Annotated in this window: 23 protein-coding genes; 7 read left to right on the top strand and 16 right to left on the bottom strand. The window is 66.7% G+C overall.

The window, feature by feature from the left end; genetic code table 11:
• The first annotated feature begins 59 nt into the window (after nucleotides 1–59).
• The gene (locus RQP53_RS10310; RefSeq protein WP_315650219.1) at nucleotides 60–962 is read left to right on the top strand and encodes a transporter substrate-binding domain-containing protein; all 903 of its coding nucleotides are present in this window, start codon (nucleotides 60–62) and stop codon (nucleotides 960–962) included.
• A gap of 17 nt (nucleotides 963–979) precedes the next feature.
• Here RQP53_RS10310 and RQP53_RS10305 read toward each other — a convergent pair whose 3' ends face one another.
• Both RQP53_RS10305 and RQP53_RS10300 read right to left on the bottom strand, forming a co-directional pair.
• The gene (locus RQP53_RS10305) at nucleotides 980–1,444 is read right to left on the bottom strand and encodes a cupin domain-containing protein (RefSeq protein WP_315650218.1); all 465 of its coding nucleotides are present in this window, start codon (nucleotides 1,442–1,444) and stop codon (nucleotides 980–982) included.
• Between the two features lie 20 nt (nucleotides 1,445–1,464).
• Complete coding sequence (locus RQP53_RS10300; RefSeq protein ID WP_315650217.1) at nucleotides 1,465–1,785, bottom strand: DUF2917 domain-containing protein; 321 nt, start codon at nucleotides 1,783–1,785, stop codon at nucleotides 1,465–1,467.
• A gap of 133 nt (nucleotides 1,786–1,918) precedes the next feature.
• Between RQP53_RS10300 and RQP53_RS10295 the strand changes: the two genes are divergently transcribed.
• Nucleotides 1,919–2,899, top strand: a complete 981-nt coding sequence (locus RQP53_RS10295) for a LysR family transcriptional regulator (RefSeq protein WP_315650216.1) — start codon at nucleotides 1,919–1,921, stop codon at nucleotides 2,897–2,899.
• Nucleotides 2,900–2,956: 57 nt separating this feature from the next.
• On the opposite strand, the gene RQP53_RS10290 is transcribed toward RQP53_RS10295, so the two are convergent.
• A complete protein-coding gene (locus RQP53_RS10290; protein WP_491572048.1) occupies nucleotides 2,957–3,634 on the bottom strand; it encodes a 5-formyltetrahydrofolate cyclo-ligase in 678 nt (225 codons plus the stop codon).
• On the opposite strand from RQP53_RS10290, the gene RQP53_RS10285 reads away from it, so the two are divergent.
• From RQP53_RS10285 to RQP53_RS10275, 3 genes are all read left to right on the top strand, one after another.
• Nucleotides 3,561–5,621, top strand: coding sequence for a lytic transglycosylase domain-containing protein (locus tag RQP53_RS10285; protein WP_434064074.1), 2,061 nt, complete (start codon nucleotides 3,561–3,563; stop codon nucleotides 5,619–5,621). The genes RQP53_RS10290 and RQP53_RS10285 overlap by 74 nt on opposite strands.
• Before the next feature lie 58 nt (nucleotides 5,622–5,679).
• A complete protein-coding gene (locus RQP53_RS10280) occupies nucleotides 5,680–6,618 on the top strand; it encodes a complex I NDUFA9 subunit family protein (RefSeq protein ID WP_315650213.1) in 939 nt (312 codons plus the stop codon).
• 113 nt (nucleotides 6,619–6,731) lie between these two features.
• A complete protein-coding gene (locus RQP53_RS10275; protein ID WP_315650212.1) occupies nucleotides 6,732–7,412 on the top strand; it encodes a glutathione S-transferase family protein in 681 nt (226 codons plus the stop codon).
• Between the two features lie 69 nt (nucleotides 7,413–7,481).
• On the opposite strand, the gene RQP53_RS10270 is transcribed toward RQP53_RS10275, so the two are convergent.
• Complete coding sequence (locus RQP53_RS10270; RefSeq protein ID WP_315650211.1) at nucleotides 7,482–8,009, bottom strand: FxDxF family PEP-CTERM protein; 528 nt, start codon at nucleotides 8,007–8,009, stop codon at nucleotides 7,482–7,484.
• A gap of 237 nt (nucleotides 8,010–8,246) precedes the next feature.
• On the bottom strand, nucleotides 8,247–8,732 hold the full coding sequence (locus RQP53_RS10265; protein WP_315650210.1) for an FxDxF family PEP-CTERM protein: 486 nt from the start codon (nucleotides 8,730–8,732) through the stop codon (nucleotides 8,247–8,249).
• Between the two features lie 171 nt (nucleotides 8,733–8,903).
• Between RQP53_RS10265 and RQP53_RS10260 the strand changes: the two genes are divergently transcribed.
• Nucleotides 8,904–10,139: a multifunctional CCA addition/repair protein gene (locus tag RQP53_RS10260; RefSeq protein WP_315650209.1), complete on the top strand. Its 1,236-nt coding sequence runs from the start codon at nucleotides 8,904–8,906 to the stop codon at nucleotides 10,137–10,139.
• Here the strand turns inward: RQP53_RS10260 and RQP53_RS10255 are convergent.
• The 5 genes from RQP53_RS10255 to tsaB are packed head-to-tail and all read right to left on the bottom strand — an operon-like array spanning nucleotide 10,108 to nucleotide 15,487.
• Nucleotides 10,108–11,244 (bottom strand): class I SAM-dependent methyltransferase, encoded by a 1,137-nt coding sequence (locus RQP53_RS10255; protein ID WP_315650208.1) that lies wholly within the window; start codon nucleotides 11,242–11,244, stop codon nucleotides 10,108–10,110. The genes RQP53_RS10260 and RQP53_RS10255 overlap by 32 nt on opposite strands.
• Before the next feature lie 38 nt (nucleotides 11,245–11,282).
• Nucleotides 11,283–13,358 (bottom strand): putative bifunctional diguanylate cyclase/phosphodiesterase, encoded by a 2,076-nt coding sequence (locus RQP53_RS10250; RefSeq protein ID WP_315650207.1) that lies wholly within the window; start codon nucleotides 13,356–13,358, stop codon nucleotides 11,283–11,285.
• Nucleotides 13,345–14,244 (bottom strand): uracil-DNA glycosylase, encoded by a 900-nt coding sequence (locus tag RQP53_RS10245; RefSeq protein WP_315650206.1) that lies wholly within the window; start codon nucleotides 14,242–14,244, stop codon nucleotides 13,345–13,347. Before RQP53_RS10245 ends, RQP53_RS10250 begins: the two co-directional genes overlap by 14 nt.
• On the bottom strand, nucleotides 14,241–14,729 hold the full coding sequence (gene rimI / locus RQP53_RS10240; RefSeq protein ID WP_315650205.1) for a ribosomal protein S18-alanine N-acetyltransferase: 489 nt from the start codon (nucleotides 14,727–14,729) through the stop codon (nucleotides 14,241–14,243). The genes RQP53_RS10245 and rimI overlap by 4 nt, the downstream gene beginning before the upstream one ends.
• Nucleotides 14,726–15,487, bottom strand: coding sequence for a tRNA (adenosine(37)-N6)-threonylcarbamoyltransferase complex dimerization subunit type 1 TsaB (tsaB, locus tag RQP53_RS10235; protein WP_315650204.1), 762 nt, complete (start codon nucleotides 15,485–15,487; stop codon nucleotides 14,726–14,728). Before tsaB ends, rimI begins: the two co-directional genes overlap by 4 nt.
• Before the next feature lie 32 nt (nucleotides 15,488–15,519).
• Between tsaB and RQP53_RS10230 the strand changes: the two genes are divergently transcribed.
• Complete coding sequence (locus RQP53_RS10230; protein WP_315650203.1) at nucleotides 15,520–16,986, top strand: D-alanyl-D-alanine carboxypeptidase/D-alanyl-D-alanine-endopeptidase; 1,467 nt, start codon at nucleotides 15,520–15,522, stop codon at nucleotides 16,984–16,986.
• Between the two features lie 68 nt (nucleotides 16,987–17,054).
• On the opposite strand, the gene RQP53_RS10225 is transcribed toward RQP53_RS10230, so the two are convergent.
• From RQP53_RS10225 to purE, 6 genes are all read right to left on the bottom strand, one after another.
• Complete coding sequence (locus tag RQP53_RS10225; RefSeq protein ID WP_315650202.1) at nucleotides 17,055–17,726, bottom strand: OmpW/AlkL family protein; 672 nt, start codon at nucleotides 17,724–17,726, stop codon at nucleotides 17,055–17,057.
• A 47-nt stretch (nucleotides 17,727–17,773) separates the two neighbouring features.
• Nucleotides 17,774–19,138 (bottom strand): alpha/beta hydrolase family protein, encoded by a 1,365-nt coding sequence (locus RQP53_RS10220; RefSeq protein ID WP_315650201.1) that lies wholly within the window; start codon nucleotides 19,136–19,138, stop codon nucleotides 17,774–17,776.
• A gap of 156 nt (nucleotides 19,139–19,294) precedes the next feature.
• Nucleotides 19,295–20,251 carry an SGNH/GDSL hydrolase family protein gene (locus RQP53_RS10215; protein WP_315650200.1) on the bottom strand — a complete coding sequence of 319 codons (957 nt, stop codon included), beginning with the start codon at nucleotides 20,249–20,251 and terminating at the stop codon, nucleotides 19,295–19,297.
• 27 nt (nucleotides 20,252–20,278) lie between these two features.
• Complete coding sequence (locus RQP53_RS10210) at nucleotides 20,279–21,256, bottom strand: L-threonylcarbamoyladenylate synthase (protein WP_315650199.1); 978 nt, start codon at nucleotides 21,254–21,256, stop codon at nucleotides 20,279–20,281.
• 7 nt (nucleotides 21,257–21,263) lie between these two features.
• A complete protein-coding gene (locus RQP53_RS10205) occupies nucleotides 21,264–22,433 on the bottom strand; it encodes a 5-(carboxyamino)imidazole ribonucleotide synthase (protein ID WP_315650198.1) in 1,170 nt (389 codons plus the stop codon).
• The gene (gene purE, locus RQP53_RS10200) at nucleotides 22,433–22,897 is read right to left on the bottom strand and encodes a 5-(carboxyamino)imidazole ribonucleotide mutase (RefSeq protein ID WP_315650354.1); all 465 of its coding nucleotides are present in this window, start codon (nucleotides 22,895–22,897) and stop codon (nucleotides 22,433–22,435) included. Before purE ends, RQP53_RS10205 begins: the two co-directional genes overlap by 1 nt.
• Nucleotides 22,898–22,953: the final 56 nt, after the last annotated feature.

Below are 22,953 nucleotides of genomic sequence, written 5' to 3'. Positions count from 1 at the left end.
CGCGAAACCAGCAGCGCTTCAGTGGCCTCAGCTGAACCGTGCCTCTTCAAGGAGTTCTGATGAAGTCGGCAAACCGATGGCGGACCTGCATCGCGATCCTCGGCGCTAGCCTGGCCTGCGGACTGGCGAACGCGCAGCCTGCCACGCCTGCTGGTGCGCGGCCGCCGGTGTACTGGCAGGTGCTGGACTTTCCGCCCTACTACATCGTCAGCGGCGCGCAGCAAGGGCAGGGTTTGAGCGACCAATTGCTGCGCGATGTACAGAAGCTGCTGCCCGAATTTGAGCACCACAACGAGCCCTCGGCGCCATTGCGTCAAACGGCGCAAATGAAGGCAGGCAAGCCGGCCTGCACGGCCAGCATGCTGCGCACGCCGGAACGCGAGCAGTTCATGGATTTCGCCTTGCACCCCTTCACCTGGCAGTTGCCCCAGGTCTTGCTGATGCCGGCATCCAGCCCGCTGGCCAAGAAGCTGCAGCGCGACAGCGAGGGCCGCATCTCGCTGGCCGATGCCTTGCAAATTGCCGATTTCCATCTCGGCGTCACTGCCAGGCGCAGCTTTGGCGCCGAGCTGGATCCCCTACTGGCACGCGCCCGTGCGGCACGCCCCGACGCGGTGCGCGAATTCCGGCAAGACAGCCTGCTGGCCGAAGCACTGCGGCTGATGAAACTGGGCCGATTCGACGCGACCCTGGGCTATCCCACCGAGGCGGAATACCTGCGTCAGAACGAACCCGCGCTGGTCAGCGATCTTCTCTACCTGCCCTTGCGCGAGACAGCTGGCCTGCTAGCACAGTATTTTGGCTGCAGCCGCCACCCGGACGCACGGCACCTGCTCGAGCTGATGAATGCCCGCGAGGCCGACCTCGCGCCAGCACGGCGACATGTGCGCGACGCCTATACCGAACGGCTCCCCGCCGCTTTGCGCAGCCACTATCTGAAGCTGCGCGCGGAGCTTGAGTAGGCCGGCAGATTCGGCGTTCAGCCCTCGTCGCGCCCCACTGCGCCCAGTTCAACCAGGGCCTCTTCGGCACCATTCATATAGAGCCGTTTGCCGTGTGCCGGGTAGTCGCAGACATCCAGCTCAAGCCGTGTACGGGCAGCCAGCAACACGAGCGGCTCCTCGCCGCAATTGACCAGCGCATGGGCGAGACCGCCAGCCGCAAAGCCAAGAAAATCCCCGACCCCAATGGCCTCGCTCGCCGCCTCGAATTGAACTTCTCCTCGCCCTGACAGCACGTAGAAGCACTGCTCCTCGTACAAATGTCGATGCAGCGGCCATGCCGCGCGGCCAGGCTCCAGCCGCATGATCTGGACACCAAGTTGCGTCAACCCGGTTGCCAGATCCAGCCGCTTGGCATCACGTTGTGCTTGTGCATCAAGCAGGTGCAGCTTGCGCTGCCAGGGCAGCGCATCGATGGCCTGGGCCTTCAGCAAGGGCATCATTGCTGGACTCGGTGCCTGGTTCATGCCGAAGCGGCCTGCAAGCCGACACTGAGTCCGCCCGTGCGAGTCTGTCGCTGGCGCAACGCCGGGCAAGCCGCCGGCGGCACCAGCAACTGGAAACTGGCCGCCGGCCAAGCTTCCAGCACCAACTGCGTGCCCGAGGGCAACGCCAGCGTATCACCCGCTTCCATCCAGATGTCGGTCGCTGGCGCCTTGGTGCTGCCGCGCTGCGTCAGCCACAGGCGACCGCTCGTCACCTGCAGCTCGCGCGGCCCCGGCCCGACCTGCAGGCTCAGCGCCTCGGCCCGCCCCAGATTCCACAACGCTTGCGATTGGCTCATGATTGATTCCCCCTTGGCCGCCGCCGGCCTCTTGAACAAAGGTGCGCATTTCCCCACACCACGAAGCGAATACTAGGGATGACCCGAAGTGTCGTCCAATGAGACTGCGGCGCTCGATTGATACCATTCAGGAATGAATCAACGCCGCCAACGCCCGCTCGCCATCGGTCCGCTGCGCGCCTTCGAGGCGGTCGCACGAAGGCTCAGCTTCAGCGCCGCCGCCGAGGAGTTGCACCTCACCCAGTCGGCCATCAGCCGGCAGATCCGTGCGCTGGAAGAGGAGATCGGCAGCACACTGTTTCTGCGCGGCACCCGCCATGTCGAGCTGACCAGCGACGGCGCCAGCCTGCAGACCAGCGTCGTCGCCGCCCTGGAACGCCTGGATGGCACGGTGCGCCAGATCCGCCAGGCCAAGGGGCGGCGCGTCGTCAACGTCACCTCCTTCGCGTCCTTCGCCTCGATGTGGCTGCTGCCGCGGCTGCCGGAGTTCCAGCGCCAGCACCCGGACATCGACATCCGCGTTTCCGCGCTCGATCAGGTCATCGATCTGGACGACAGCGAGCTTGATCTGGCGCTGCGCTACTGCCCGCCGCAAAAAATGCCGCCCAGCAGTACTCGGCTGTTCGGCGAGATTCTGACGCCGGTGGTCAGCCCCTGGTTGCTGCGCGAGGCCGAGGCGCAAGGCACGCCCTTGCGGCGCCCGGCCGATCTGGTCAACTTCAGCCTCGCCGAGGAAGACGATCAGCGCCCGAGCGGCCTCTTTCTCAGCTGGCACCGCTGGCTGGCCGAGCAGGGCCTGGCCGATCTGCAGCCACGGCGCTGGATGTTCCTGAATTTCACCTATCAGCAGATCCAGGCGGCGCTGTCCGGCCAGGCGCTGGCACTGGCGCGGCTGGCCCTGGTCGGCGAGTCGCTGGAGCGCGGCGATCTGGTCGAGCCCTTCGGCGAGGCTGGCCGCATCGGCAGCCCCTCGGCCTACTGGCTGCTGTTGTCGCGCCATGGCGGCAGCCGACCCGAGGTGGTGCTGTTTGCCAGCTGGGTCCGCGACCAGGCCCGGCTGACCCGCCTGGCACTGGGCGAAGAACAGGTCGATCAGGAAGACGGTCTGGGCTGAGCACTGGGCAACAGGGCCACTGGGCCACTGGGCCTGCCGGCCGCACTCAGCCTGCGATCAAGGCGAGATCAATTCACGCTCGGTCAGCACCAGGGTCAGCGGTTGGTCATGGGCCTCGACGGCGAATGTTGCCTCGCCCACGCTCCAGGCCAGGCCGATGGTGGTCACGCCCGGGTGGCGGGCCAGCCAGCGATCAAAGTAGCCGCCGCCGTAGCCCAGGCGATAGCCCGCGCGGCTGAAGCCGACGCAGGGCACCAGCAGCACATCGGGCAGCACCACCGCGCCACTGGCGCAGGGAATGCCGCATTCATCGCGCGTACTGGGCGTCTCGCCATCCCAGCGGCGGAACTCCATCTTGCGCTCCTGCTTGTAGGCGCTGGGCAGCGCCAGCTGCATCTGCGCGGCCCAGGCCTGCTGACGCGCCAGTTCCGCGGCATCGAACTCGCCGTCCAGCGGCCAGTACAGGCCCAGGCATTCGGGCTCCAGCTGCTGCAGCAAGGCCGGCAGCGCCTCGGCCAGCGCCGCGCTGGCGCCAGCACCCTGCGGGCTGGTCAGCCACTCGCGACGGCGCTGCAGCAAAAAAGCGCGCAAGGCAGAACGCTCTTGCGGTGGAGTGGCCGGGAATGCGTTAGCCTCGCTCAAGGAGCTCACCTGGATAGCAATGAAGTTGAACGCAGTATATGAAGTCGCCCGTGGCCTGACCTTGCTCGCAGTCCTGTCCGTCGGGGCTGGCATTGCCCTGCCCGGCCATGCGCAGCCGGTGGTCGGCACCATGGCGAGCGGAGCGGATGGTGTCAGCCCAGACCTGCTGAACGAGGCCCGCGAGGCCTGGCGGCTGAAGGATCGCAAGCGCCTGGCCGCGGCCAGCGCCGCCGCCCAGGCCCAGCAATACCCGCTGGCGCCCTGGATCGACTACTGGGATCTGGGCCTGCGCCTGAACGAGTTGAGCCCGACCGATCTGGAGGCTTTCTATCAGCGCTGGCCGGGCAGCTATGTCGAAGACCGGATGCGCAACGACTGGTTGCTGGAACTCGGCCGGCGGCGCGACTGGACGAGCTTCGCGCGCGACTATCCGCGCTTCAAGATGAACGATGATCGCGAGCTCAGCTGCTATGCCCTGCTGATCGAGCATCAGCAAGGCGTCGATGTGCGCCAGCGTGCGCTGGCGCAGTGGCTGGCCCAGCGTGATGGCGACGACGGCTGCCAGCTGCTGGCCAGCACGCTGCTGGAGGCCAAGCGCTTCAGGGAGGCCGACGTCTGGCTGAAGTTGCGCCTGTCCTTTGAATTCAACAAGCCCCGCGCCATCAAGCAGGCGGCCGCGATGTTCAAGCGTGGCACCGAGCTGGACATTCTCGGCCTGCAGGAGCAGTGGCAGCGCTACCTGGCCCGCCGCGCCAACAGCAATGGCCGCACACATTCCGAGCTGGCCACGCTGGCCCTGCTGCGCGCCGCCGCGGTCGATCCGGCCCAGGCCGCCGAGCGCGCCAGCAGCGATTGGGCGCGCCGCCTGCCGGCCGATCTGGCCGCCTGGGCCTGGGCACAGATTGCCCGCCAATCCGCATTCAAGCTGCAGCCCGAGGCGGCTGACTACTACGAACACGCGCTGAAACTTCAGGCCAGGGCCGGTGCGGCGCCCGAATGGAGCGACGACACCTTGGCCTGGGCCGCGCGCAGCGCCCTGCGTGCCGATGCCGGCGCCGGCCGACCGGCCCTGCTGCAAGAGGCGCTGAAGCTGATGAGCGCCAACGAACAACGCGAGCCGCAGTGGCAGTACTGGCGGGCCCGCAGCCTGATGAACAGTGCCACCCAGGGCGCTGCCGGCGATGCACAGCGCCAGCAAGCCCGCCAGTTGCTGCAGGCCCTGGCCTCGCCGCTGAGCTTCTACGGCAAGCTGGCCGCCGATGAGCTGGCGCTGAACCTGCCCTTGCCGCCAACGCCGACACCGCTGAGCACGGCCGAGCGCAGCGCCGCGCTCGCTCACCCCGGGCTGAATCGCGGCTTGATGATGATTGCCATGGGTGCTCGCAGCGAGGGCGTGCGCGAATGGAACTTCTCGCTGCGCGGCATGAGTGACCGCGAGCTGCTCGCCGCTGCCGATCTGGCCTGCCAGCGCGAGGCCTGGGACCGCTGCATCAATGCCAGCGAGCGCACCAGGAACGAGATCGATCTGGCGCAACGCTTTCCCATGCCCTACCGCGCCGAGGTGATGGCCAAGGCCCGCGAGATCGGCCTGGACCCGGCCTATGTCTATGGCCTGATCCGGCAGGAGTCGCGCTTCGTCACCGATGCACGCTCCCACGTCGGCGCTGCGGGGCTGATGCAGGTGATGCCGGCGACGGCCAAGTGGACAGCCAAGAAGGCCGGCATCGCCTACCGCCCCGAGCTGATGACCGATCGCGATTTCAATCTGCGCATCGGCACCCAGTACCTGAAGCTGGTGCTCGACGACTTTGGCGGCTCCATGCCCATGGCCGCGGCGGCCTACAACGCCGGCCCCAACCGACCACGACGCTGGCGCGAAGGCCCGCTGCTCGATGCCGCCATCTGGGCCGAGACGATTCCCTTCAACGAGACGCGCGATTACGTCAAGAAGGTGCTGTCCAATGCCACCGTCTACGCACGGCTGATGGGCGCAGAGCGGGCCACGCTGCGCGAACGGCTGGGCCAGCTGATCGGGCCGCGCGAGGCCTCTGCTCCTCAATCGAACCAGGATCTGCCATGAACACCGCCAACCCGTGCCACGCAAGACCTGACCCCGCTCACGTCAAGGCGGCTCGAGCATGAAGCGCGTGCTGATTCTGGGCGGCAGCGGTTTCGTCGGCCGTTCGCTCTGCCAGCAGCTGGTGCGACAGGGCGGCTTCGAGATCACCGTGCCGACGCGGCGGCTGCGCGACGCACAAGCGCTGCAGCTGCTGCCCGGGCTCTGCATCCGGCAGGCCCAGGTCAGCGACGAAGCGCAACTGCGCCAGCTGCTCGCCGGCCAGGACGCGGTCGTCAATCTGATCGCCATCCTGCAGGGCTCATCCGATGCTTTCCAGCAGGTGCATGTGGAGCTGCCACGGCGCATCGCCGCGGCCTGCCGGGCCGAGGGCGTGGAGCGGCTGGTCCACGTGAGCGCCCTCGGCGTCGGCGAGCAGGCGCCCTCGCGCTATCTGCGCTCCAAGGCGGCCGGCGAGGCCGTGCTGCAACGCGCCGGCCTGGCGCTCAGCCTGCTGCGGCCCTCGGTGATCTTTGGCCGCGACGATCGCTTCCTCAATCTGTTCGCCCGCTTGCAAGCGCTGTTCCCGCTGCTGCCCTTGGCCGGCGCCCTGGCGCAGTTTCAGCCGGTCTGGGTCGAGGATGTAGCCGCGGCACTGCGCGCCTGCCTGAACGATCCCGCGACGATAGACCAGCACTACGAGATCGCCGGCCCCGAAGCGGCACCGTTGGCGCATTGGGTGCGCTTGGCCGGCCAGATGAGCGGCCACCCGCGCCCCCTCCTGCCACTGCCTGAGGCAGCCGCCTGGCTGCAGGCGCTGATGATGGAATGCCTGCCTGGCGAGCCCTTGATGTCGCGTGACAACCTGGCTTCGATGCAGCTGCCCAATGTGGCCACCGGCCAGTGGCCCGGCCTTGCCGCGCTGGGCATAAGGCCGCGCTCGGCCGCCTCGGTGTTGAGCGACTATATGCAGGGCGAGCAGACACAGCAGAACGATTGGCGCCGCCGCGCCGGCCGCTGACGCCGCAAGATCACGGCGTACAGATTACGCATCAATCCGATGCGAATTGCTCAACCCGGCACAGGCTCAGGCTGGCTAAGCTTCACGTTTTGCAATTGTGAGGAGGTCTCTTGATGAAGCTGGTCATCGGCAACAAAAACTATTCGTCCTGGTCGATGCGCCCCTGGGTGCTGCTGAAGCATTTCGGCATCGCCTTCGAGGAAGTCAAGCTGCGTTTTGACTTCACGCCTGACTCGGCCTTCTACCGCGAGCTGGCGCGCTTTTCGCCAGTCGGCAAGGTGCCGGTGCTGATCGAAGACGATGGCTTCGCCGTCTGGGACAGCCTGGCCATCACCGAGTACATCGCCGACCGTCACCCGGATCTGCCGATCTGGCCGCGCGAGGTCCAGGCCCGCGCACGCGCCCGCAGCCTGTGCGCCGAAATGCACTCGGGCTATGCGGCGTTGCGTGGTCACTGCCCAATGAACATCGACGCCGACCTGGCCGCCGTGGGCCAGCGCCTGCTGGCCACCGAGCCCAAGCTGCAGCAGGACTTGAACCGCCTGTGCGCCGCCTGGAGCGAAGCGCTGCAAGCCAGCGGTGGCCCCTTCCTGTTCGGCGAGTTCAGTGCCGCGGATGCGTTTTTCGCCCCGGTGGTGATGCGCGTGACGCGCTACAGCCTGCCACTGCCGGCCGTCTGCCAGTCCTATGCCGAGGCCGTCAGCGCCGCCGCTGGCGTGCGCGACTGGATCAGCGACGCACTGGCGGAACGCGATTTCCTCGATTTCGAGGAGCCCTATCGCGCCCAGCCCTGAGCACCGGTGGCGAAGGAATGAAAAACGGCGCCAGGGGCGCCGTTCTTGCTTCAGTCTGAGGCGTACCGATCAGCTGCGACGGCGGCGCGCCACAAAGCCGACGACACCCAGGCCCGCCAGCAGCATCGCGTAGGTCTCGGGTTCCGGCACCATGGACACACTCAGCGAACCGCCGTACTGCGCGCCTGTCGTGGCCGAACCCCAGACTTCCAGCTTGTAGGCCGGTGCATTGCCCAGATTGCCAGCCACCGGCCCGGCGAAGAAAACGGAAATCAAGCCACCGGTGCCGGTGTTGTCCACCGTGCCGAGCACACCATTCAGCGAGACCTTGCTGAAGTCCACGTTTGGCGCCGTGTTGCCGAACTGGAAATGCAGGCCATTGACCGCACCCGCACTGGCGCCGGCCAGGCTGGCAAAGCTGAAGTCAAAGGTGTCGTGAAACAGGCCGCTCAGCTTGCTGGTCGAGAAATTGACCGTCTGATTGGCCAGTGAGGCATTCAGCGAACCCGCCAAATTCACGACGTCGTCCTCGGCCATCGCCTGACCGGTCAACAAGGCCAGACCCAGGCCCAGTGCCGCAACTTGCTTGCTCTTCATTTCTTGCCACTCCTCGATCCAGCGCGCCGGATCGTGATCAAAAGCTGCACGGTCTGTTGCCGTGTCTGTAAAGCGCCCAGGACGAACTGTCATGCCGACTCTGGGATGTGCGGTCGAGTCTAGCGAGACTCCCGAGCTTGCGCAGCCCACTCATCCCCCGCAATTCCGGGGGTGAGGCTGCAGTGCGCACAAAAAAGGCGCCCGCAGGCGCCTCGATCTTGCCGCATTGGGCAGATTTCAGTGCTCGCGGCGGCGACGCACGACAAAGCCCAGAGCGCCCAGACCAGCCAGCAGCAAGGCATAGGTCTCCGGTTCCGGCACGGCCGGTGCCACCGACAAGGAGCCGGTGAACTTGGCCTGCTTGAAAGTGGCAGCGGTGGCGTCGACATAGCCTTCAACGTGCAGCGTCAGCGGCGCCGTGCCAACGTACTCGATGTAGCCAAAGCGCAGCTTGCCGCCGGCACCGGCGCTCAGGTCCCAATCGTGACCATCCAGCGTCACATGGCTGAACACCACACGGGTGCCGCTCAGATCGCCGGTGATGTTGTAGTTGCCTGCCGCCAGGCCGGCGAAGGTGATGGTCTGGCTGAAATTGCCCAGCGACGTGAAGGTGTCGTTGCCGAAAATGGCCGCGCCTTCGGGGTCAAAATTGGCACCGCCGGCCTGAGCCGTCAGCGCGCCGAGGGACAGCAGCGTTGCGGCTGCCCATGCTTTTGCGTTCATTGAATCCTCCTTGATGGAACCGAAAAAGCGTGACATCTGCCACACTCACGGGCGCATTCTTACAGCATTTCCCCCCGTGAAAACCCCAACTCTTGGGGGTATGTTGCAATGCAACATCTTCTTACCAGGTAACGCCGTTTCAGAGCGGCTCACAGAGCGCACAAATCATCAATGCAGATTTATCGAGTGGGTGGTGCCGTCAGAGACAAATTGCTGGGTCGACCGGTCAGTGACATCGACTGGGTGGTCGTGGGTGCCAGCCCGGAACATTTGCTTGCACTTGGATACCAAGCTGTCGGCAAGGACTTTCCGGTGTTCCTGCATCCGCAGACCCATGAGGAGTACGCGCTGGCCCGCACCGAGCGCAAGACGGCGCCCGGCTACCACGGCTTCGCCTTCCATGCGGCGCCTGAGGTCACACTGGAAGAGGACCTGGCGCGCCGCGATCTGAGCATCAACGCGATGGCCGAGGCCGAAGACGGCCAGTTGATCGACCCCTATGGCGGCCAACGCGACCTGGCCGAGCGGCGGCTGCGCCACGTCTCGCCCGCTTTCGCCGAGGACCCGGTACGCATCCTGCGCCTGGCCCGTTTCGCGGCTCGCTTTGGCGACTTCAGCGTCGCACCCGAGACGATGGCGCTGATGCGCCAGATGGTGGCCGCCGGCGAGGTGGATGCCTTGGTTGCTGAGCGGGTCTGGCAGGAGATTGCCCGCGGGCTGATGGAGCCCTGGCCGGCCCGGATGTTCGAGGTGCTGCGTGACTGCGGCGCGCTGGCCCGGCTGATGCCCGAGCTGGACCGGCTGTTCGGCGTGCCGCAGCCGGCGGAGCACCACCCGGAGATCGATTGCGGCGTCCATGTGCTGATGGTGCTGCAGCAATGCGCCCGGGCACAGGCGCCGCTGACGGTGCGCTTTGCCGCGCTCTGCCACGATTTCGGCAAAGGGCTGACGCCGCCCGAGTTGCTGCCCCGGCACATCGGCCACGAGGGCCGCGGCCTTGCCCCGCTGCAGGCCTTGGCCGAGCGCTGGCGCCTGCCCAGCGACTGCCGCGAACTGGCCGAGTTGGTCGTGCGCGAGCACACCCATGTGCACCAGGCCGGCGGTTTTTCCGCCGAGGCCAGGTTGCGGCTGCTGGAGCGCTGCGATGCACCGCGGCGGCCCGAACGATTTGCCGAGCTGCTGCTGGCCTGCGAATGCGATGCACGCGGCCGGCTCGGCCTGGAAGACCGACCTTATCCGCAGCGCCCGCTGCTGGCCGCCGATCTGGCCGCCATCCGGGCGCTGGATCAGGCGGCCATCAGCGCCGCCGCCTTGGCCCAGGGGCTGAAAGGCCCGGCGATCGGCCGCGCCATCCAGGCCGCCAGGCTGCAGGCGATCACAGCATGTGAGAGCGATCGCCCGCGCTGAAGCCGAGCGCGTCAAAGCCCTCGCCCGCGGCGAAGCCGATCACCTTGAACAGCTCACCCATCTCATGTTCGGCGATCAGCTTGTGGGCCATGCTGCGGGTCGGCAGATCGGCCTCGGCCAGCAGTTCGACCAGGCCGCAATTGATCAGGAAGTTGGCCTGGCTGGTGTAGCCCAGCACGGTCAGCCCGGCATCCTGGCCGGCCAGGGCCACACCAGTGAAGTTGATGTGGACGGTGATGTCCTTGTCGCCAACCAGGCTCAGCGGATCGGGGTCCGCACGGTGCAGGTGGTGGCACATCAGCGTGCCGCCGCTGCGCTCGGGGTGGTAGTACTCGCGCTCGGGAAAGCCGTAGTCGATCAGGAAGATCGCGCCACGGCGGAGCTGGCGGGCCAGGGTGGCCACAAAGGCCTCGGCCTGGCCATGGATCTCGACCAGGCTGCCAGGCACCAGTCCAGCGCGCAGCTCGGCGTCCAGGCCCTGCGGTGCGTTGGTGGGGCGGTCGACCCATTGGAAGCCATCGCCATCGACGCCAACGCCACGTTCCAGCCACTGCCGCCCATCCCAGCGCAGCAGCTGCACCGGCATCGCGTCCAAGACTTCGTTGCCGATCAGCACCCCTTCGATGGCCTCGGGCAGGCGCTCCAGCCACTCAACCTTGTCGGCCCAGGGCGCCAGCCGTTCGGACTGGCGCTGACGCAGCTCGCCGGACAAATCGACGATGCAATAACGCTTCAGCTGATCACCCAAGGCCTCCAGCAACTGGGCGGCCAGCGCGCCGCTGCCGGCGCCAAATTCATAGACCTGCGTCGTGCCCGTGGCCGCCAGCGCCTGCGCCAGCTGACGCGCCAGCGCACGACCGAATAGTGGCGACAACTCCGGCGCGGTGACGAAGTCGGAGCCACTTTCCGGCATCAGGCCGAATTTGCGTCGCCCGCCGGCGTAGTAGCCAAGGCCAGGTGTGTACAGCGCCAGCTGCATATAGCGCTCAAAGCCTATCCAGCCGCCAGCGGCCTTGATGTGTTCGGCGATCAGGGCCGACAGTGGAGTCGCCAGTGTGGACGAAGGGCTTGCAGGTGCCGGCGCGCCGGTCGAGGTATCGCTCATCGGGCGATTGTAGAAAGCCCGCGGCGGGGCCAGGCCACTCAGCGGCGAGCGGCGAGCCAGCTTTCAAACTGCGCCGCCGGCATCGGCGGGCCAATCAGCTCGCCTTGCAGACCATCGCAGCCCCAGCTGGCCAAGAGCTCGCGCTGCGCCTCGTTGCGTACGCCCTCGGCGCTGACCTTCAGGCCCAGGCCCTGGGCCATCTGCACAATGGCGCGGGTAACAGCCAGCGCGCCACGGTCGCCAGGCAAGGCGGCGACAAAGCTCTGGTCGATCTTCAGCTTGTCCAGCGGCAGCTGGGTCAGATGCGCCAGCGAGGTGTAGCCGGTACCGAAATCATCGACCGAGATCGACAGGCCCTGCGCCCGCAGCGCATGCAGCAACTCCGGCACAGCCGAGATGTCGTCCATCAGCATGCGCTCGGTCAACTCCAGTTCCAGCCAGGCGCCCGGCAACTGCCCTTCGGCCAGGACGCGCGCCATCAGGCCGTCAAAGCTGTCGAGCCGGAACTGCATACTGGAGAGGTTGACGGCGATGGGCACGGGCGCCAGGCCGTTCTCATGCCAGAGCCGGCTCTGCCTGGCCGCCTCACGCAGCACCCATTCACCCAGCGCCAGCATCAGCCGATGCCGCTCGGCCACGGCGATGAAGGCGTCGGGGCTGAGCAGGCCGCGCTCGGGATGCTGCCAGCGCAGCAGGGCCTCGGCGCCCACCAAGGCGCCGCTGCGCGCATCGACCTGCGGCTGGTAGAAAAGCTGAAACTCGTCGCGGGTCAGCGCCTGCACCAACTCAGCCTCCAGCACCAGATCGGCATAGGCCTTCTCGGCCATGCCGGGCTCGAAGAACTCGTAGGTGGCACGGCCGCTGGCCTTGGCGCGGTACATGGCCAGATCGGCATGCTGGATCAGCTCCTTGGCCGACAGCCCATGCGCGGGGAACAAGGCAACGCCGATCGAGGGCGTGACCGAGAGGTCGCGGCCATCGGCCTGCACCGGCACCTCAACGACGGACAGCAGCGCGCTCAGCACCCGCACCACATCGGCCCGGGTCGGCACATCGCTGAGCAGCACAACGAATTCATCGCCGCCGAAGCGGCCGACCAGATCGCTGCTACGCAGGCAGGCGCTGAGCCGCTCGGCGACGGTGCTGAGCACCTTGTCGCCCTCCAGATGGCCGAGCGAATCGTTGACGCGCTTGAAATTGTCCAGATCGATGAACAGCAGCGCATGCTGTTGCGGCGGCTGGCGCTCGGGCGCCAAGGCCCGCTCCAGCCGCTCCATGAAGGCCGAGCGATTGAGCAGCTGCGTCAGCGCGTCGTGGTGCGCCAGGTAGTGGATGCGCGCCTGCGCCTCGACCTGGCTGCGCAAATCACGGACCACAGCCATGCGCAGACGCTCGCCGTGGCGAATCATGCTGCGCACGATGAACTCGACCGGAATCTGGCTGCCATCGCGGTGCAGCAGCACCGTTTCGTAACGCGTTTCATGACCGGCCTGCATCATCGCGGCGACCTTGGCCACCTCCTGCGGTGCAACGAAGTCCAGCGCGCGCCGGCCGATCAACTCGTCGGCGCGGTAGTCGACCAGCTGGCACAGCGCCGGATTGACGTCGCTGACGATGCCCTCGCGGTGAAAGACCAGGCCTTCGAGCGTGGCCTGCATGAAGGTGTCCAGCCGCGCCTCGGACTCGCGCAGCGCCTGCTCCGCGGCGCGGCGCTCGCTGATATCGGCAATCAGCACAAAGGCGCCGATCACCTCGCCATCGGGCGCAAGCTGCGGGATCAGGTTGACGTCGAGCCAACGCGCGCGGCCATCGGCGGCACGCAGCTGGCGCTCGTACTGCACCGGCTGGCGCACCTGGATGATGTGATCGACATGCGGCTGAATCTCGGCCGTCGCGGCCTCGCCAATCACCTGCGCAAAACTCAGGCCGATGATGCTGTGAACGTCATAGCCAAAGGTCTGCGCATAGGCCTTGTTGGCGTACAGGCAACGAAAACTGTTGATCTCATAGAGCGCGATCAGCACCGGCACGTTATCGGCCAGCAGCCGAAAGCGAGCCGCCTCCACCTCGGCGGGCACCTCGGCCAGCAGCTGACGATGCTCAGCCTCGGTCATGGCTTTCCCAGGTCTGCTGCGCCAGACAAAGGTCTTCCCAGGCCCGCGCCTTGTCGACCAGATTGCGCAGCAGATAGGCCGGGTGGTAGGTGACGATCAAGGGCACGCCCTGGTACTCATGCACACGACCACGCAGCTTGCCGATGGCCTCGTTGCTGCGCAGCAAGGACTGCACGGCAAATCGCCCCATGGCCAGGATGATGCGCGGCTGGACCAGCGCGATCTGGCGCTGCAGATAGGGCTCGCAGCGCGCCAGCTCCTCGGGTTCCGGATTGCGATTGCGCGGCGGGCGACACTTCAGCGTGTTAGCGATGAAGACCTGCTGCGCCGGCGGCGCCTCGGCGCGGGTCAGCCCCAGCGCACGCAGCATATTGTCGAGCAGCTTGCCAGCCTGGCCGACGAAGGGCTCGCCCTGCAAATCCTCCTGCTCGCCCGGCGCCTCGCCAACAATCATCCACTCGGCGCGGCGATGGCCTACACCAAACACCGTCTGCTTGCGCGACTCGCACAGCCCGCAAGCCTGGCAGCCGGCCACTTCCTGCTCGAGGGCGTCCCAGTCCAGTGTGGCGATGCGGCCGGCATCGGCGGGCAGCGCCCGCGGCGCCGCGGCCATGGGCGCTGCTTCAGCCGCTCGGATGGCCGGCGCACTGCGCGATGGCGCGGCCGGCGCTGGCACCTGAGGGCGCTCGATCACGGCAGCGGCAGGCGTGGCCTGGCGATGCGCGGGCTCGGCCGCCGGGGCAGAAGCCGCCGTGGCGACGCGCTTGGCGGCCACAGGGGCCGGCGGGGCAACCGGCTCGCTGGCAGCGGTCTCAATGCCCGGCTTGACGAAGAGCTTGATGCCCATCGCCTCCAGCATGGCGCGCTGGCGCTCGTCCCAGCTCATGGCCTCGCCTCCTGAAGATGCAAGCTCATCAGCACCGCGTCCTCGCGCTGGCCCTCGGCCGCCGGGTAGTAGGCGCGACGCAGGCCGACCTCGGCAAAACCGTAGCGCCGGTACAGCTCACGCGCCCGTGCATTGCTTTGACGCACTTCCAACCAAATCTGCGCACAGCCCAGTTGCAGCGCGATGCGCGAGAGCTCATCCAGCATCTGGCGCGCCAGGCCACGCCCCTGCCAAGCCGGCGCCACCGTGATGTTCAGCAGATGCAGCTCTTCGTAGCCCTTCATGGCCAGGAAGTAACCGAGCAACTCGCCGCCGGCCGCACGCAGCTGCATGGTGATCTGACCGCCGGCAATGGAATCGATGAAATTGCCGCGAGTCCAGGGGAACTCATAGGCCTGCAGCTCGATTGCCAGCACGGCATCAACATCGCTGGGCATCAGCGGGCGCAGCTGGGCCTGCAGCAGCGGAGGCGCGGTTGCACTCATACCGCACGAGCTCCCTGCTCTGGCATTGGGTTTGGCGACGGGCCTGACGCCTTGGCCGCCTGCAAGGCCTGCCGCTCGGCCGTGGTCTGGGCCACCTTGTCACGCACATAGACGGGCATGGCCTCGGCGGCGTCCATGGCCAGGCCTTGGCCATGCAATTGCGCGGCCAGCGCCGCCAGTGCACGCGCCCGCGAGGCAGGTTGCGGCCAGCGGCGCGCCTGCTGCAGGCCAAGATCGAACACCCCAAGCGCTGACCCAGCGACCGCCTCGGGCTCGCCCTGCCAGTGCTCGCGCAAGGCTGCGGCGCTGTACAAGGCGGGCGCCTCACCGCACTGCCAGCGGCCTTGCTGCCAGCGGTAGGAGGCGGCGTAGATCTCGTCCATTCGCGCATCCATCGCCACCCAGATCGTCTCGGGCGGCGCTTCGCCCGCCGCCTCGGCCTGCTGACGGGCGTCTTCGGCGACCAGCATCAGGCTGTCCACTGCCAGCACCGGCTTGCCGGCGCCCAAAGCCAGGCCCTGGGCCACGGCGCAGGCGGTGCGCAATCCGGTGAACGCACCCGGGCCAGCGCCAAAGGCAATCGCGTCAACATCAGCCAGCTGCAAGCCGGCTTCAGTCAGCAAAGCCATCGCTTCAGGCACCATCCGGGCGGACGACTGCGCGCCCGCCGCGCCCTCGAAAACACCCAGGCCGGCGTCGCAGAGCAGCGCAATGGCCATGGTGTCGGTGGAGCTGTCGAGGGCAAGCAGAACGGTCATGCGCTCAGTGTAGCCGTGCCATAGTGAGGGCCATGTCTGCCCCTGTTTCATTCGTACGCCGTGCCGCCCTGGGTGCGATGCTGTTCGCGGCGGTGCTGCCCGTCGCTCAGGCCAAAGCGCCGGGCCTAGGCAGCGACTTGCCCACAACGGTGCTGAAAGCGCTGCAAGCTGCGCATGTGCCAGCAGACGCGCTCAGCGTCACGATCGAAGCCCTCGATGGCGAACCGCGCCTGGTGCAGCACCTGGCCACCCAGCCGCGCAATCCAGCCTCGCTGTTCAAGCTGGTCACCAGCATGGCCGGCCTGGAGCTGCTCGGCCCCGCCTGGACCTGGGCCACCCCGGTCTGGTTGCAGGGTCAGATCTTGCCCGGCGGGGTGCTCGACGGCGACCTTGTCATCAAGGGCAGCGGCGATCCCAAGCTGGTGCAGGAGCGGCTGTGGCTGATGCTGCGCCAGTTGCAGCGGCTGGGTGTGCGCGAGATCCGCGGCAATATCGTGCTGGACAGCAGCGCCTTTGCGCCAAGCATCGTGCAGCCGGGCGACTTCGACGGTGAGCCCTGGCGAGCCGGCAATGTGCAGCCGGCCGCGCTGCTGTTCAACTACAAGGTGCAGACCTATTTCTTCCGGCCTGACCCGGCGCAGGGCCTGGCCTGGGTGGAGGCGGAACTGCCGCTGGGCGACCCGCAGTTGCCCGCCAGCGTGCCGCTGATCGCCGGCCCTTGCGACGATTGGCGCAGCACCCTGAAGCCAAACTGGAGCAACGCCGCCAAACCGCGTTTCGGCGGCGCCCTGCCCGCCGCCTGCGGCGAGATGCGCTGGCCGGCGGCCGATTGGGAACCAGCGAGCTTCAACGCCAGGCTGTTGGCGGGGCTCTGGCAGCAGATGGGCGGCCGCCTGGGTGGCCGCGTCATCGATGGCCTGGCCCCCGCCACAGCCCCCAGTTTTGAGCTGCGTTCACCGCCGCTGGCCGAGCTGCTGCGCGACATCAACAAGTTCAGCAACAACCTGATGGCCGAGCAGCTCTTCCTCAGCCTGGTTCAGCCGGCAGATGGGGTGCCGGTCACCGTCGCCATGGCCCGTGAGCGACTCTCTCGCTGGCTGGCCGCCAAGCTGGGTGATGGCGATTTCGTCATCGACAACGGCTCCGGCCTGTCGCGCCAGACGCGCTTGAGTGCCACCCAACTGGCTCGGCTGCTTCGCCTGGCCTGGCAGAGCCCGCTGATGCCGGAGTTGATGGCCACGCTGCCGCTGTCCGGTGTCGATGGCACGCTGCAGCGCCTGGACGCCCGCGCCATCGGCGCCGCGCAGGCCCGCGCCCATCTGAAGACGGGATCGCTGCGCGATGTGCAGGCAGTGGCCGGCATGGTCCAGTCCAGCAGCGGCCGGCGCTGGCTGCTGGTTGCCATCATCAACCACCCGCAAGCCGGCGCGGCACGGCCGGTCCTGGATGCGCTGCAGCGCTGGGTCGCAGAGGATCTCTCCCCAAGCGCTGCTCCATGAAAAAAGCCGGCTCGCTGCACGCGCAGCGAAACCGGCTTGGCACTTGAGCGGGCAGGCTCAGCGCTTCATCAGAAGCTGTAGCCCAGCGACAGTGTCGTGACGATGGGGCGGAAGTTGATGTCCGATCCGCGCGTCACCGTTGTTTCGCCAATGTGGGTCACGGCCGTCATATCGCTGCGCACATGGGCCATCGCAATCGTCGTCACCAGTGACCAGTTCTTGCTGAATTGCACCGTCGCGCCGATGTGGCCGGCCAGGCCCCAGGAGTCCTTCAGCGAGATGTCGGTCGGCCCGCCCGACGCCAGATTGCCGGACAGGGTGCTGCGCGTCTTGCTGAAACGGGTGTAGTTGATGCCCAGGCCGACAAATGGACTGAACTTGGGCAACACGTTCTCGAAGTGGTAGTTCAGGAAGACCGAGGGCGGCATCTGCTCGACGACCGAGATCTGACCAAACGGCTCTAACGCGCCGGCACCATAGACCTTGTGGGCCGGCGGCAGGCCCAAGGCCAGTTCGGCACTCCAAGCGGCTGCAAAACGATAGGAGTAGCCGAAGCCGACGGTGTCCTGGTCGCCCACGGTCAGACGGGCATCGGGCACCGACGAGTTGGTCAGCGGTGTGGCGTTGGCGCGCACATTGATGTGGGCCGCACCGAGGTAGAAGGTGTGGGCGGTCTGGGCTGCGCTGGCACCGGCCAGACCGGCCAGCAGCAGGCCGGCAATGCAGGAAAGCTTGTTCATGAAATCACTCCGCACTTGTTCTTGAGGCACTGGGGGCACGAATGGGCTTACTGGCCGCTGGCCAGCACCTGCTGGAAGTAGCCGCGCATCAGCGCCGTGCAGAACGGTGGCACCAGGCCGCCGTGGTATTGCGCCAACGCACCGGCACCCGCTGCCGCCTTGGCTTGCTGGAAGCCGCCATAGACCAGATCGAAGGCAGCGCCTGCAGGCATGCTGGCCCGGGTCTCCAGATCAAAGGCCGGCACCAGCACACCGCGGCTGGCCAGGTCGGCCTGCATGTCGGTGGTGTTGAAGAAGAACACCGTCGGGTCGTTCTTGCCCGCACACAGCGCCAGCGGACGCTTCGGCGTCCAGCCCAACAGCGTGTTCTTCTGCGAATCGACACGGAAGCCCGAGTTCGGGAAATAGCTGGCGCGGAAGGTGTCAGTGATCAGACCGCCAGCGCCAAAGAGCTTGGTGAAGGTCGGGTCGGCCGGCAGCTTGCCGGCAGCCATCAGATCAGCGATCGGCGTGTCGGTCGGGAACAGGCTTTCGGCCGTGGCCGCGTAAGGTGACTGGTAGGCCTCAGTGACCGAGCCGTAGACATTGCCGTAGCTCTTTTGATAGCTGGTCAGCAGCAGCGGCGTGAACAGCGTGGCGCCACCATTGACCGGGCCCGGCCCGATGATGACGTCGTTCATCTTCACCAGGTTGTAGGGGCCGGACATCGGTCCCGAGGCGGTGACGGTGAACTCGCTGGCGTAATCGCGTTCGATGATCTTGTGGGTGGCCATGGCGACATGGCCGCCTTGCGAGTAGCCGCTGATGAAGAGCTTGCTCGAAGGCTTCACGGCGCTGGCCGCGGCCAGATGGGTCTTGGCAGCACGCAGGCCGTCGACCATGTCCATGGCCTGCGATTCGGCGTTCAGATAGGGGTGATAGGACAGGCTGGACTTGTCATAGCCCAGGTAGTTGGGCATCACAACGATGAAGCCTTGAGCGGCAAACATCGCCATCAGCAGCGAGGCTTCCTTGTTTTTGACAACGTCCGCCATGTTCAGGCTCTTCGTCGTCGAGGTCCCGTGTGCGTACAGCAGCACCGGGCGATCGCCCGTACAGGCCGGGTCGCTGCCCTTCGGCACAAGCACCCCTTCCGTGGCCGTTGCGGCGGCTCCTGAAGGGTCGCGGGTCATGTACACAACATAGCGAATATCCACATCGCACTTGGCTGCACCCGAGAGCGCTTGCAGACCCGTCTCCTTGGTACCCGCGTCAATTTGCGCTATGGGCGCACTGCCTGCCAAGAGTGCCGTCAGCACTGTCGCTCGGGCTGGCGGCGGATCATCGCGATCGGCCGACATGCCGCCGCCACCGCAGGCACTCAGCAGGGCGCTGGCGCAGGCCAGCCATGCCAGGTTGAAATTCTTGCTCATGCGCACCTCGTCAACGTCTCTCTGGTTTATAAAAACGAACGTTCGTTCGTTTTTGTAGAGAAGACTATATGCCGCAGTCGCAGTTCGGGCGCAGAAGTAAAAACCCCGACATCGTTGCCGATGTCGGGGTTTCGCTGCAGACCAGTTGAGGCGTTTCTAGAACGGATTGCCGCGCGCTCGCGTTTGTGCCAACAGGCCAATACGACTCTGCCCGCCATAGCTCAGCATCGTGTCCGAAGACCACAGCCAGGTCGTGGGGCTAGCCTCTGACAGCAGCGTCTTGCTCGTGCAGTCCTTCAGTGCCACCGAGCTCAGGCAGGCGGGCTCGGTCACATTGGCAAACCCGTAAGCGCCGGGGAACTTGACGATAGACTGAACTGCCTCGTCACCCAGCACCAGGCCGACGAAATGGCCATCCTGCACAACGCTCAAGCGCAGCTTGGTATTGAACGCAGCCGTCAGCGCCGTCAGGAAGGCGGCGCGGTCGATATCTCCCTTGGCCAGACGCTCCTTGAGCGCGAAAGGCGTCAAGCCCATATCCGGCACGGTGACCACGATGACGCGCCCACCCGCGTTGGCAATCCGATTGACCTGATCGGCCATCAACTGGCCCGCCGCCTCGGCGGCAACCAGCAATGACGCCTGGCTCTGTGTCGGAAACTGGCGATAGAGGTCCAATACATCATTGGCACCAGCCAGCATGGTCACCAGGGTCTTGCTGTCAACGGTGCTCACGCTGAAGAACTGATCCAGCTGCTTCTGCACGTCCGCCACCTTGGCGCCGGATGCCGCATACATCTTGGCTTGCGGCGCCGCATAGTTGTCCGGATTGCACTCCGCATAGATCAGGCCGTACATCGCCGCCAATGCCTGCACCCAGGTCGGATTGCTGCGGCACAGCAGGGCACCACTGCTGGGGTCGACCTCATTGATCGACAGCTTCTTGCCCTCGGGCGTCAGCAAGCTGAACTCATCACCAAAGGTGATCAACCGTGTTGCCACAAACGGGTCGATCTGCTGGGTGCCACCACCGCAGCCAGCCACCACGCCCAGCGCCGCGACGCAAAGCAGTGCACATCCGAGACGGCGCACACCTTGCTTGAAACTCTTCATGAAATCTCCATAACAGCAGCCTTGAGATCAGGGCTCAAAAGCAGCAGAGGCCCGGGACAAACGATCTCTGACGCCATCCCACTCCGGACCATAGGGCGGCGTTTCTATCCAGATTTCGTGCGCGCCAGCTGCGTCAAGATCGCGCAGCACGGCAAACAATTCATGCGCCACCGCCCGCGCATCCGCAGGCATCTGGCGTGCCAACGGCGAGTTGGCAGCCTCGACAGTGCGCGAATATACCGCCAGGCCTGCTGGCAATCCGCCGGTCACAGCGGTCTGCAGTTGCAACGCGGTCTTCAGCCGCACGGCGGCGCGCGGGGCATAGTGGGCCAGCAAGGTGCCCGAGGCCCGCGGCGCCTGTGCATCGGGGGCGTGCAGCGGCTCGCCGGCCGCCGCCTCGATTTGCGCCAGCGTCAGCACACCGGGCCGAAGCAAGGCCGGATGCGCCCGGCTGCAGTCGACGATGCTGGACTCGATACCCACTTCGCAATCGCCGCCATCCAGCACCAGCAGCCCCGGATCAAACTCGGCCAGCACATGGCCGGCTCGGGTCGGTGACACGCGGCCGAAGCGATTCGCACTCGGCGCCGCGACGCCACGCACGCCCAGTTCGCGCGCCGCGGCCAGCACCGCGCGTGCGACCGGATGCGCGGGGCAACGCAGGCCGATGCTGTTCTGCCCGCCAGCGGCGGCAGCGCCAACGCCCTCGGCGCGCGGCACGATGACGGTCAGCGGCCCCGGCCAGAACGCCGCCATCAGTCGCTGCGCCACCGGCGGCAGTACCGCAGCAAAATGCGCCGCATCCTTGGCATCCAGCACATGGACGATCAGCGGATGATCGGCAGGACGCCCCTTGGCCGCAAAGATCTTGGCCACCGCTGCGTCGCTGTCGGCCCGCGCGCCCAAACCATAGACGGTCTCGGTCGGCAGGCCCAGCAGTTCGCCAGCCGCCAGGGCCTCGGCGGCGCGATGAATGTCGACGGGGTTCTGGCCGTTCAGCAGCACGCCAGCCTCACCAGCTAGCCGGCAGGCCCAGCAGGCGCGCGGCCCGCTGCGCGACATCGCGAGCCGCCTCAGCGCTGGCCGCCGTGATGTTCAGATGGCCCATCTTGCGACCCGGGCGGGCGCTCTGCTTGCCGTACAGGTGCAGGTGCGTTCCCGGCAGCGCCAAGACCTGGTCCCAGACCGGCGTGCGCTCCTGACCCGCAGCGTCAAACCACAGATCGCCGAGCAGATTGAGCATCAACGTCGGCGAATGCAGTCGCGGTTGCGGCAACGGCAGGCCGGCCATCGCACGCACCTGCAGCTCGAACTGCGAAACATCACAGCCGTTCATCGTGTAGTGGCCAGAGTTGTGCGGCCGCGGCGCCATCTCATTGACGACCAGACGGCCGTCCTGCAGCAGGAAGAACTCGACGCAGAGCACGCCGACATAGCCCATGCTGGCGGCAATACGACCGGCCGAAGCCACCGCCTCGGCCTGCAGCTCGGCCGACACGGCGGGCGCCGGCACTTCGGTGACGGCCAGGATGCCATCGCGATGCAGGTTCTGCTGCACCGGGAAATTGACGATGGCGCCGTCGGCGCCGCGGGCCACGATGACACTCAGCTCCAACTGCAGCGGCAGCATCTGCTCCAGCACGCAGGGCACGCCCTTGAGCGCCGCAAAACCAGCGGCCAGCTCGGCGGCATCACGAACGCGGATCTGGCCCTTGCCGTCATAGCCCATGCGCGCCGTTTTCAGAATGCCGGGCAGCAGGCTGTCCGGCACGAAGGCCAGCTCGGCCGCGCTGCGAATCACCGCATGCGGGGCACAGGCCACGCCGCTGGCCTTGAAATGCGCCTTCTCATCGGCGCGATCCTGACAGACGGCTACGGCGCTGCCCGCCGGCGCGACGGCGCGCGAAGCAGCCAGCTGGGTCAGCGCTGTCGCCGGCACATTTTCGAACTCGGTGGTGATCGCGTCGCAGACCGCGCTCAAGCGAGCCAGGCCAGCCGGGTCGAGGTAATCGCTTTGCACATGCTCATGGGCCACCAGACCGGCCGGGCTGTCGGCGTCTGGGTCCAGCACCACGGTGCGAAAGCCCAGGCTTTGCGCCGCATGAACGAACATGCGGCCCAGCTGGCCGCCGCCCATCACACCCAGCGTGGCCGCCCCTGGCAACAACATAGCGCTGGCCATCAGACCAGATCCTTGCTCATTGCTCGCGCAACTTCGGTCTGGCGGGCGCGGAAGGCTGCGAGCTTGTCGCGCAGCGCCGCATCGTCGCGGGCCAGCATGGCGATCGCAAACAGGGCCGCATTGCCGGCCCCCGCGGTGCCGATGGCAAAGGTGGCGACCGGAATGCCCTTGGGCATCTGGACGATGGAATGCAGCGAATCGACACCCTGCAGATGGCGGCTGGCCACCGGCACGCCCAGCACCGGCACCAGCGTCTTGCTGGCCAGCATGCCCGGCAGATGCGCGGCACCGCCAGCACCGGCGATGATGGCGCGCAGGCCGCGGCCCTCGGCGGCTTCGGCGTAGGCAAACATATCGTCAGGCATCCGGTGGGCGGACACCACTTGCGCCTCGAAAGAGACGCCGAACTCGGAGAGAATGTCGGCGGCGTGCTTCATGGTGTCCCAGTCACTGCTGGAACCCATCACCACACCGACCAGGGGAGAGGCGCTGCTCACGGCTCGCTCCAAAAGGCTGGAAA

It is taken from the genome of Roseateles aquae, assembly GCF_032337115.1.
Taxonomy (GTDB): Bacteria; Pseudomonadota; Gammaproteobacteria; order Burkholderiales; family Burkholderiaceae_C; genus Roseateles_C; species Roseateles_C aquae.
This window is presented reverse-complemented; position numbering and strand designations above follow the sequence as displayed.